This is a genomic window from Pseudonocardia sp. KRD291 (genome assembly GCF_019263595.1).
In the GTDB taxonomy this organism is placed as follows: domain Bacteria; phylum Actinomycetota; class Actinomycetes; order Mycobacteriales; family Pseudonocardiaceae; genus Pseudonocardia.
The window spans coordinates 1-9,649 of sequence record NZ_JADQDD010000244.1 but is presented as its reverse complement, the minus strand read 5'-3'; the positions used below and the strand labels follow the sequence as shown (position 1 = coordinate 9,649).

Genomic DNA, 9,649 nt, shown 5'->3' with positions numbered 1-9,649 from the left:
CAGCGACTCCCCGGTGATCTCGCGGAGTGCCCGCACGGTCACCCCCGGGCCGGTCAGGTCCACGACCATCGCGGTGATGCCCTTGTGCTTCGTCGCGCCGGCGTCCGTCCGCACCGTGGCGATGCCCCGCTGGCAGTTCTGTGCGTTCGACGTCCACACCTTCTGTCCGGTGAGGCGCCATCCATCGTCGACCCGCACCCCCCTCGTCGCGACGGCGGCCGCGTCGGAGCCGGCCCCCGCCTCGCTGAACAGCTGGCACCAGGCCTGCTCACCGCGCAGGCCGGGGCCGATCCAGCGCTCGATCTGCTCGGCGCTCGCGGTCTGTACCAGGGTGAGCAACACCCAGCCCCCGATGCGCAGATCCGGCAGGTCCAGTCCGGCCAGCTCGTCCTCGATCACCAGCTGCTCGGTCGGCCCGGCACCGCGGCCCCACGGTGAGGTCGCGCGCCACCCCCCGCCGCGTGGACTCGGCCACCTCGTCTGCGGCCCCGTCGAGGGGACCCGCGAAGGCCGCCAGGGCCGTCGCCCGGCGCAAGAACAGCTGCGCGTCGTGCTCCCAGGTGAACCCGATGCCACCGTGCAGCTGGATGTTCATCCGGGCGTTGTCCAGGTAGGCATCCAGCGCGGTGACGGCCGCGGTCGCTGCCGCGAGATCGGCGTCGGGTCCCGGGGAGGCCCGACAGCGTCCCAGGCGACGGCCACCGCGAGCTCGCTGCGGACGAGCATCATCGCCAGGTGATGCTTGACCGCCTGGAAGCTACCGATCGGGCGACCGAACTGCTCGCGGACCTTCGCGTAGGCCAACGCGGCGTCCAGCGTCGAGCGCGCACCGCCCGCCGCCTCCGCGGCGGCCGCGACACGCAGCAGCCGGGTGAGGGCCGGACCGGCACCGGCCAGCGTCTCGCCCGCGCCCGTCGGGACGACGACCCCGGCGCCCAGGCCGGGGTCGAGCCCCTCGACCGGCTCGACTGTCGCGGTGGCGTGCACGACGACGTCGTCATCCGAGCGCACGAGGTGGACACCGGCCCCACCGCGCCCCGAGCGGCCCCCTGCAGCGACGCAACCGAAGCGCGGACCGTGCCGCCGACCAGGCCGGGCAGGAGCGCGGACCGTTGCCCGAAACCCACGTGCGCTCCTTCCGCCAGCCCGAACATTGCGACTACTCTATCCACCTTGCCGTGGCTTGCCGTCAGCGCTGACGTCCGGATCAGCCGACGGGCGCAGCTCCTCCCCGCCGCCCGTGAGGTGACGGATATGATCCTGGGCGGCTTCCTCGGAGCCGAGTACCTCCATACCGGCCAGGCGAGCTGTGGATGCCGCGGGGAATCCGGCGTACCCGGCGGAGTGGTACACGATCTCTTCCAGCTCTTCGCGGGTCACGCCGTTGACGAGTGCGACCGGGAAGTGGACCTTCAGCTCTTCGGTGGAGCCCAACGCGATCAGGATGCCGATCGTCACGAGGCTGCGTGATCGGCGGTCGAGTCCCGGGCGGGACCACAGTGCTCCGAACACGTTGTCCAGGCTCATATCCCCGAGTTCGCTGGCGAATCCCGACGCCAGCACCTGCTGGCCGTCCCCGCTGAGCATGTCGGGAATCATTTCCTGGAGCAGTTCCAGCGCTTTCGCGCGGTTGTCGCTCATCACCATTCCTCCTTGATTCTCGAGCACGGCCACCGAACCGACGGTGCCGCCTGGCGGGACGGCACCTTCCCCCGGTCGGCGTCGGTCAGGGGGCTGATCCGGCCCGGAGCGTGAATCCTCCGTCGACCGGCAGCACGGTTCCGGTGATGAACGCGGAATCGTCCGAGGCGTAGAACAGCGCGGCCTTGGCGACGTCGTCGCTGGTTCCCTGGTGCCCCATCGGGACCATCGACGCACGCTTGGCGGCGATGGCCTCGCGGTCGGCTCCGGTGTCGCGGGCGACGGAATCGACGCCCATCGGGGTGTCCATCATGCCGGGAGCGATGCAGTTGATCCGCACGCCGTGCGGCGCGTACTCGATGGCTACGGCCGAACTCTCACCGGCGAGACGATTCGCGGCCATCGCACACGGCTACTGCCAGTTCGCGCAGGAGAACCCTGTCGGATTTCGCCTGATCTTCACGGTATCCCCGGAGTCGCTGGACGACGAGGGCCCCGAACGACCGACGTGGCCGCACGGTGGCACACCGCGGTGACCCGACTGTCGGCCGACGGCATGCGCATGACGCAGTCACCGCAGGACGGCGCCATGTCCCTGTGGTCGGCCGTGCACGGCCGATTGATGCTCGACATGTCGGTGCGCACCGTATGGCCGCAGGGCGGAGTGCACGACTTCATCGAGGAACTCACCCGGTCCGTGACCACCATCGACTAGGACCATGCCCGGCCACCGATGACGACCTGTTGCCGGCTGACCCGCAGCGAGCCGACGCATCCTCGAGGACACGGCTCGACGGACCGAGCGCCGTGACGACGACATCCGGGCGGTGCTCCTGGACCAGTTCGAGCTCGGCGGCGAAACGCTCGTAGCTGTGGTGCACGATCATGCTGACTGCCCACGACGGTCGCGTCAGGTCCGCCACCCCGTCCCGGATCCGGTCGAACCAACTCACGAGGTCGTCGAAGGTCCGGGCGTTCTGGGTGGGAAAGGAACCGATGAGTCCCGCCCGGCAGGACTCGATCACGAGTTCCGGTCCCGAGACCGGAAACATCGGCGCGACGATCACCGGGGCGCGAGGAGCGTCCTGGGCCGGGCACCTGCTGCCCGCCGCCGGCACCGTCGCTCGGGCACATCAGCGTCATACCGGATGCGTACAGCTGCCCGGACAGCAGTCCCACTATTTTCGCGCGAGGACGTTTCGCAACGGCGGTCACCGTACGGCCATATGGACTGACCATTGCTTTGGGCGATCGATCCGGCTACGATTTTCGACAGTATGGGCCGGATCACACACCTCGCGCCCGGCGTGTCCGCCCCGCGGCGCGCCCAACCGGACGTACTTCGCAACGGAGCGGGAGACAGCCATGGTCACGGTCGAGCCCACGACCCTCTCGGTGAACGGTCGGTACGGAGTGGAGGCGGCGGCGGAGTTCCGTGCGCGCGGATGGTGGCGAGACGGCTCGGCCTCGGCGCTGTTGGACCGCTGGGCCGAGGAGACGCCGACCCGGAGGTTCGTCTCCGACGGCACCACGGAGATCGACTACGCAACGCTGCGGACGCGGGCGCTCAGCCTCGCCGCCACGCTGCGACGGAGGGGGGTCAAGTCGGGCGACCGGGTCGTGATGCAGCTGCCGAACTGGTCCGAGTTCGTGGTCGGTTATCTCGCGCTGGCCCGGCTCGGCGCGGTCACGGTGCCGATCATGACGGTGTACCGCAGCAGCGAGGTCGCACACGTGCTGCGCAATTCCGGCGCGGTCGCCGCGATCACCACCGGCGTGTTCCGCGGATTCGACCACGCCGAGATGTTCCGCACGCTGCAGCGGGAGATTCCCGATCTCGGCACGCTCGTCATCGTGCGGGGCGAGGCCGGGGAGGGCGAGATCGTCTTCGACGACGCGGTCTCCGCCGAGGCGCCGGCCGACGACTTCGGGCCGCACCCGGACCCCGACGCCCCACACCTGATCGTCTACACCTCGGGGACCGAGTCCACCGCCAAGGGGTGCGTGCACACCTGGAACACGGTCAACTTCTCCGCGGTCGGCCTCGCCGAGGACGTCTTCCACACCAGCCAGGACGACGTGCTGTTCATGCCGTCACCGATCGCCCATGCGACCGGCTTCGTCGTCGGTCTGCTCGTCCCGCTCGTCGCCGGCGCCGAGTCGCATCTGATCGACCTCTGGGAGCCACACGAGGGGCTGCGCCGGATCGAGCGATACCGCTGCACCGCGACGGCCACCGCGACCCCGTTCGTCCGGATGGCGCTCGACGCGCAGAGGACCGACCAGCGCGACCTGTCGTCTATGCGGTTCTGGCTCTGCGCCGGCGCCCCGATCCCGGAGTCCCTGGCGATCGAGTTCGACGAGGCGTTCGACGGCGGTCTGCTCACGCCGCTCTACGGCTGCACCGAACTGCTGGCCGTCACCTGTTGCCACCACGGGGACTCACTGGAGAGGCGGGCGGGTTCCGACGGGTCGGCCGCGCTCGAGGGCGTCCAGGTGCGCCTTCTCGGTCCCGACGGCGGGCCCGCGCCGACCGGCGAGGAGGGCGAGATCTGCTACTACGGCCCGGGCGGGGTGCTCGGGTACTGGCTCGAGCCGGAGCGGACGGCGGCCACGATCGACTCCGACGGCTGGCACCACACCGGTGACCTGGGCCGGTTCGACGCCGAGGGCTTCCTGCGGGTGACGGGACGGCTCAAGGACATCATCATCCGCGGTGGCACCAACATCAGCGCGGGCGAGGTCGAGGGCTACGTCCGGGAGCACCCGGACGTCGCCCAGGTCGCCGTGGTCGCCTACCCCGACGAGCGGCTCGGCGAGAAGGCGTGCGCCATCGTCGTCCCCGCCCAGGACCGGACGCCGACCCTGGAATCGATCACCGGCTTCCTCAAGGAACGCAATATCGCCATGCAGAAGCTGCCGGAGCGACTCGTGCTCGTGGACGAACTGCCGACGACCGCGACCGGCAAGGTCCAGAAGTTCCGGTTGCGCGAACTGGCCGTCAACAGCGGCTGATCAGCATCGACGACGAACGGGGGGGGGGGCGGCCGGCTCGGCCGCATCCCCTGTTCGTCGTGTCGCCGGGGAGTCAGAGGGTCGGCCGGTACCGGTAGGCCGGCGACCGGGTCAGGGCGAACTCGAAGATGCCGGCGCCCGGCGTCCCGTTCCAGTCGAAGCGGGTCGAGCGGTCGGTGAGCGAGGAGTCCAGCGTGCGCTGGCTGATCGAGCCGTCGAGCGGATACACGTCGTGCTCGACGTGCTCACGACCGTGCCGCTCACCGTGGTGCCCTCCGTAGCCTCCGCCGGACATGAGCCCTCCTCGTGCCGAGGCGTCGGCTGCGATCGTGTACCGGGCACCGGACACCGTCTCCACGAGCACGGTGCCGGAGCGCAGGTCCAGATCATCGAACGTCAGGTCGTGGCGTACCTCGGTGATCGGGTCGAGGTCTCCGCTGGTGTGCATCACGGCGCCCTCCAGCAGCAGCCTGCTGCCATCGCGCGACTCGACCAGCAGAAACCCCACCGAGCGGTCCGGGAACTGGGCCTGGTACCAGATGTGCAGGCCCTGGCCACCGCTCATCGTGCGGACACCCCGGGAACGGTCTCGTTGTGAGTACCAGCCGTCGACGACGTGCTCGTCCTCGCCGATCCGTACCCGCCCCGAACACAGCCCGGACTGGAAGAGGTGGCTGAAGCGCGTCGTCTCACCTCCGGCGTTGACGACGTCGATGTCCCCCCACCAGTGCGGGGTGCGAGCGGTCCACGTCAGATCGAAGGACACCCCGGACGGGTTGTCGCCGAGTTCGATCCGCCAGGCCCGGTTCTGCTCCAGGACGGCGAACCGGAACGGACCGCAGGACTCGCGATCGGTCGCCGATAGCTCACCGGACCAGCGCAGGTTGCGCTGCTCGGTACCGGTCACCGCGATCGCGAAGCCGTCCACGGTGTCACGCCGCGGATGCAGACCGTGCCCGACCAGCACCGACGGCTCGGCGCGATCGACCGGGTGGAGGTTGAACACGAAACGGTCGAAGAAGCGCTCGGGAAGCCCGGCCTCCTCCGCTGCGGTGACGATCGGATCGTGGAACGTCTCGTGCGAACGGTTGCTCATGTGGCCTCCCGGACCGGACGGAATGGGGTCAGAGCCCGGCGGCGGCCCGGGCCGCGTCCAGGAACGACCGCACCAGGCCGGGGTCGGCGTAGTACGGGTCCCCGTGGCCGGTCACGGCCCGCCGGTGGCTGTACTCGTAGAGAACGGCGAGCTTCCAGAGCGCCATGGTCGTGTACCAGGGCAGGCCGGTGAGATCCCGGCCGGTGCGGTCGGTGTAGCGCGCCGAGAGCTCGGACCGGCCCGGCCAACCGGGCTCGAGGACCGCCGTCCCGAGCCGCCCGGTCGGGGTGAGCGGCTCACCGGGCGCCGGCCACGACGCCAGGAAGTAGCCCACGTCGAGCAGCGGGTCCCCCAGGGTCGCCAGCTCCCAGTCGAGGACGGCGGCCACCCGCCCGGGCGGTTCCGGCGCGAGGATCATGTTCCCGAACCGGAAGTCGTTGTGCAGGACGGTCGCCCCCGACTCCGCGGGGACGTTCGCCGCCAACCAGGCATCGACCTCGGCGAACTCCACGGGTACGGCGCCCTCGTCGGTGGCCACGAGCCGGCGCATCCGGGCCAGGTGCCGCGCGTTGAAACCCTGCGGGCGCCCGGCCCACTCCAGCCCGGCGGCGGCCGTGTCCACGCGGTGGATCGCCGCGAGAGTGTCCACCAACGACAGCGCGACGGCGCGCCGCTCGGACGGCGCGCCAAGCGCCTCGGGGGTGCGGGTCGTGACGACCAGGCCGGCCACGTGGGTCATCACGTAGAAGGGCTGCTCGGTCACCTCGCCGGCCTCGGCGACGGCGAGGACCTCCGGCACCGGGACACCGGTGCCGGCCAGGCCACGGAGCAGCCGGGCCTCGCGCAGCACGTCGTGCGCCCCGGGAGGGAGCGGCGGTGGTGGCGGGCAGCGGACGACGACCGAGCGGCTGCCGTCGGTGACCAGGTAGGTGAGGTTCGAGTGCCCGTCACCGATCGGCCGGGCCCGTACCGGGCCGCGCATGATCGCGTGGTCGGCGAGGAACGTCTCCAGGTCGGTGAGGGTGTCCGACGGCCACCCGGCGGTCGCCGTGTTCATCGGCCCGCGAACCGCGGCGCACGGAGTGCCGTGGCCGCCGCGAGCGCCTCGGCCATGTCGTCGGTCGTACTCAGCAACGCCTGCCCACGGTTCTCCAGCTCGAGCGCCGCGGCGTAGGAGGTGATCTCGGTGTTGCGCTGCACAGCGCGCTTGCTCAGCCGGATGCCGCCGGGCGAGTTCGCAGCGATCGCCCGCGCGAGCGTGTCCGCCTCGTCGAACAGGTCCTCCGCGGGCACGACCCGGTTCACCAGACCGATCCGTTCCGCCTCCTCGGCCTCGACCAGCCTTCCGGTGAACCCGATCTCGGCTGCGCGGCCGTAGCCGACGAGCCGGGTGAGCTGGTAGCTCGTCCCGAGCTCACCACAGGACAGACCGACACGGACGAACGCGCAGGACAGCTTCGCCGTGGGCGCGGCCAGCCGGACGTCGGCGGCCAGCGCGAGCGAGAACCCTCCGCCGACCGCCGGACCGTGCAACGCGGCGATCACCGGGAACGGGAGGTGCCGGATCGCGGACAGCCCACCGGTGGCCGCTTCCTGGAAGGCGAGGAACTCGCGCACGCTCATCGCCCGGATGACATCGATCTCGGCGATGTCGAAGCCCGCACTGAACGCCCGCTCCCCCGCTCCGCGCACGACCAGTGCGCGGGCTCCGGAGTCCCGCAGGGCGAGAGCGGCGTCGTTGAACTCGTGGAACATCGCGACGGTCTGGGAGTTGGCGCGTTCCGGCCGGTTCAGCGTGAGGACCGCGATGCCGTCATCCCGCAGCTCGACCAGCAGTGTCTCCAGCTCGGCCAGGGGCACCGGGGTGGTCGCGGTCATCAGCTGCCCCCGAACACCGGGTCGCGCCCGGTACGGAACGCCTCGAGCGCCTCGGCCATGTCGGCCGTGCGGGTGAGCAGCGCCTGGCCCCGGTTCTCCAGCTCCAGCGCGGCCGCGTAGGAGCCGATCTCCATGTTGGCGTGCAGGGCCCGCTTCGACAGCTGCACGCCACCGGGCGAGTTGCGTCGGATCTGACCGGCGAGCTCGAACGCGGCAGGAAGCAGCTCGTCCGCATCGACGACCCGGTTCAGCAGACCGTTGCGCTCGGCCTCGCGGGCCTCCATGGTGCGTCCGGTGTAGACGAACTCGGACGCGGCTGCCGGACCGATCAGGCGGGGCAGCAGCCAGGAGGTACCGAGATCGCCCGCCGACAGACCGATCGTGACGAACGAGGCCTTGAACCGCGCGCGAGACGACCCGATCCGGATGTCCGCGGCCAGGGCGAGGGAGAGTCCGCCGCCGGCGGCGGCCCCGTTCACGGCGGCGATCACCGGGACCCGGAGACCGCGTACCGCGGCGAGCGCGCGGGCCGCATGCTCCTGCAGGTCGAGCATGCCGAGTGCGCCGAGCTCCGGGAGCCGCTCGGCGTCGGCGAGGTCGTAGCCGGCGCAGAACGCCTTCCCTGCACCGGTGAGGACCACGACCCGCAGCCCCTCGCGCCGGTCGAGCACGCGCGACGTCTGCTCCAGTTCCTCGAACATGGTGACGGTCATGGCGTTCGACCGATCCGGACGGTCCAGCGTCAGGACCACCACGCCTTCGTCGTGTTCCTCCAGGCGCAGCGTCGTCGGCACACCGGGGTCGGGCATGGAGACTCCCTCGACATCGTGGCGAATCGATCTAGCTCCGGCGGTCTCGCCGACCCGGCGGAATTGGACCGACGATAGCAATGGACAGACCGCTTAGGAACGGATCGCCGTCAGCGCGTCGTCCACACCGGCTCCCGCTTCTCGCGGAACGCGTCGGCGACGGCGTTGATCTCAGGACACCCGAAGCGCACCCCGCGGCGGGCGATCACCATGTCGCAGCCAGCGCGAGCCGAACGCGCCGGCGAGCACGTCGCCGCCTGCCGCGCAGATCACCCGGCTCTCCGAGGCGCCGATCGCCGATCGTGCCTCCTCGACCGGTACTGCCGGCTCCCACCGCTGGGAGTTCCCGCAACTTCGGGCTGATGATATAAAGGTCAGGCCAAATATTCGCCACCCGGTCCCCCGTTCGGCCCGCCGCCCGCCGTCGGTGCCGATGCCCGGCCGGGGAGGCGACCACTCACCGTCGAGGAAGGGGCGTCATGAAGCCCGAGGAGTACACCGACATCACCTACGAGGTCGACAACGGCCTCGCCTGGATCACGATCAACCGCCCCGACCGCTACAACGCGTTCCGCGCGCGCACTGTCGACGAGCTGGTGCACGCGTTCAAGTCCGCCTGGGCGGACGACGGGGTCGGGGTCCTGGCCCTCACCGGTGCCGGCGAGAAGGCATTCTGCTCCGGGGGCGACCAGAAGCAGCGGATGGAGACCGGAGACTACGGCCCCTCGGAGACCGGCCTGTTCGAGGTCGAGGCCCTGCACCGGGTGATCCGCGACGTGCCCAAGCCGGTGATCGCCGCGGTGAACGGCATCGCTATCGGCGGCGGCCACGTCCTGCACGTGCTGGCCGACCTCACCATCGCCGCGGACACGGCGTCGTTCGGCCAGAACGGGCCGCGGGTCGGTTCCTTCGACGCCGGTCTCGGGTCGAGCTACCTCGCCCGGGTGGTGGGCGAGAAGCGGGCACGCGAAATCTGGTTCATGCTCCGCCGGATCACTCCCGAAGAGGCGCTGGACTGGGGGCTGGTCAACCGGGTGGTCCCGGCCGCCGAGCTCAAGGACGAGGTTCGCAAGTGGGCGGACACGATGCTCGACTACTCCCCGACGGCGCTGCAGGTGCTCAAGCAGTCGTTCAACACCGACACCGAGCACATGGTCAGTATCGGCAACATGGCCTTCTCGACGCTCAAGCTGTTCGGCGAGTCCGACGA

Annotated in this window: 12 protein-coding genes; 3 read left to right on the top strand and 9 right to left on the bottom strand. The window is 70.6% G+C overall.

What is annotated here, in order from left to right; all coding sequences use genetic code 11:
- The 4 genes from I4I78_RS25410 to I4I78_RS25395 form a co-directional block, all read right to left on the bottom strand.
- A partial coding sequence (locus I4I78_RS25410) for an acyl-CoA dehydrogenase family protein (protein ID WP_218614013.1) occupies nucleotides 1-399 on the bottom strand: 399 nt, incomplete at its 3' end.
- A 192-nt stretch (nucleotides 400-591) separates the two neighbouring features.
- Nucleotides 592-1,011 (bottom strand): acyl-CoA dehydrogenase family protein, encoded by a 420-nt coding sequence (locus tag I4I78_RS33975; protein WP_218614012.1) that lies wholly within the window; start codon nucleotides 1,009-1,011, stop codon nucleotides 592-594.
- Nucleotides 1,012-1,164: 153 nt separating this feature from the next.
- Nucleotides 1,165-1,674 (bottom strand): carboxymuconolactone decarboxylase family protein, encoded by a 510-nt coding sequence (locus I4I78_RS25400; RefSeq protein ID WP_218614011.1) that lies wholly within the window; start codon nucleotides 1,672-1,674, stop codon nucleotides 1,165-1,167.
- Between the two features lie 52 nt (nucleotides 1,675-1,726).
- The gene (locus I4I78_RS25395; protein WP_218614010.1) at nucleotides 1,727-2,044 is read right to left on the bottom strand and encodes an SDR family NAD(P)-dependent oxidoreductase; all 318 of its coding nucleotides are present in this window, start codon (nucleotides 2,042-2,044) and stop codon (nucleotides 1,727-1,729) included.
- Between the two features lie 129 nt (nucleotides 2,045-2,173).
- Here I4I78_RS25395 and I4I78_RS25390 point away from each other — a divergent pair, with 129 nt between their 5' ends.
- Nucleotides 2,174-2,356 carry a hypothetical protein gene (locus I4I78_RS25390; RefSeq protein WP_218614009.1) on the top strand — a complete coding sequence of 61 codons (183 nt, stop codon included), beginning with the start codon at nucleotides 2,174-2,176 and terminating at the stop codon, nucleotides 2,354-2,356.
- Here I4I78_RS25390 and I4I78_RS25385 read toward each other — a convergent pair.
- Complete coding sequence (locus I4I78_RS25385; RefSeq protein ID WP_218614008.1) at nucleotides 2,328-2,708, bottom strand: hypothetical protein; 381 nt, start codon at nucleotides 2,706-2,708, stop codon at nucleotides 2,328-2,330. The genes I4I78_RS25390 and I4I78_RS25385 overlap by 29 nt on opposite strands.
- A 298-nt stretch (nucleotides 2,709-3,006) precedes the next feature.
- Here I4I78_RS25385 and I4I78_RS25380 point away from each other — a divergent pair, with 298 nt between their 5' ends.
- Complete coding sequence (locus I4I78_RS25380) at nucleotides 3,007-4,656, top strand: AMP-binding protein (protein WP_226380421.1); 1,650 nt, start codon at nucleotides 3,007-3,009, stop codon at nucleotides 4,654-4,656.
- A gap of 73 nt (nucleotides 4,657-4,729) precedes the next feature.
- On the opposite strand, the gene I4I78_RS25375 is transcribed toward I4I78_RS25380, so the two are convergent.
- The 4 genes from I4I78_RS25375 to I4I78_RS25360 are packed head-to-tail and all read right to left on the bottom strand — an operon-like array spanning nucleotide 4,730 to nucleotide 8,439.
- Nucleotides 4,730-5,752, bottom strand: coding sequence for a hypothetical protein (locus I4I78_RS25375; RefSeq protein WP_218614007.1), 1,023 nt, complete (start codon nucleotides 5,750-5,752; stop codon nucleotides 4,730-4,732).
- 28 nt (nucleotides 5,753-5,780) lie between these two features.
- On the bottom strand, nucleotides 5,781-6,809 hold the full coding sequence (locus tag I4I78_RS25370) for a phosphotransferase family protein (RefSeq protein ID WP_218614006.1): 1,029 nt from the start codon (nucleotides 6,807-6,809) through the stop codon (nucleotides 5,781-5,783).
- Nucleotides 6,806-7,630 carry an enoyl-CoA hydratase/isomerase family protein gene (locus tag I4I78_RS25365; protein ID WP_218614005.1) on the bottom strand — a complete coding sequence of 275 codons (825 nt, stop codon included), beginning with the start codon at nucleotides 7,628-7,630 and terminating at the stop codon, nucleotides 6,806-6,808. Before I4I78_RS25365 ends, I4I78_RS25370 begins: the two co-directional genes overlap by 4 nt.
- On the bottom strand, nucleotides 7,630-8,439 hold the full coding sequence (locus tag I4I78_RS25360) for an enoyl-CoA hydratase/isomerase family protein (RefSeq protein WP_226380420.1): 810 nt from the start codon (nucleotides 8,437-8,439) through the stop codon (nucleotides 7,630-7,632). The genes I4I78_RS25365 and I4I78_RS25360 overlap by 1 nt, the downstream gene beginning before the upstream one ends.
- A 479-nt stretch (nucleotides 8,440-8,918) precedes the next feature.
- Between I4I78_RS25360 and I4I78_RS25355 the strand changes: the two genes are divergently transcribed.
- Nucleotides 8,919-9,649: enoyl-CoA hydratase-related protein (locus I4I78_RS25355; RefSeq protein ID WP_218614004.1), on the top strand; the 731-nt coding region annotated here is incomplete at its 3' end.

Coding starts and splice junctions, on each gene's coding strand:
- I4I78_RS25370 (WP_218614006.1), bottom strand. CDS start 6,809: ATGAACACGGCGACCGCCGGGTGGCCGTCGGACACCCTCACCGACCTG.
- I4I78_RS25360 (WP_226380420.1), bottom strand. CDS start 8,439: ATGCCCGACCCCGGTGTGCCGACGACGCTGCGCCTGGAGGAACACGAC.
- I4I78_RS25380 (WP_226380421.1), top strand. CDS start 3,007: ATGGTCACGGTCGAGCCCACGACCCTCTCGGTGAACGGTCGGTACGGA.
- I4I78_RS25365 (WP_218614005.1), bottom strand. CDS start 7,630: ATGACCGCGACCACCCCGGTGCCCCTGGCCGAGCTGGAGACACTGCTG.
- I4I78_RS25395 (WP_218614010.1), bottom strand. CDS start 2,044: ATGGCCGCGAATCGTCTCGCCGGTGAGAGTTCGGCCGTAGCCATCGAG.
- I4I78_RS25375 (WP_218614007.1), bottom strand. CDS start 5,752: ATGAGCAACCGTTCGCACGAGACGTTCCACGATCCGATCGTCACCGCA.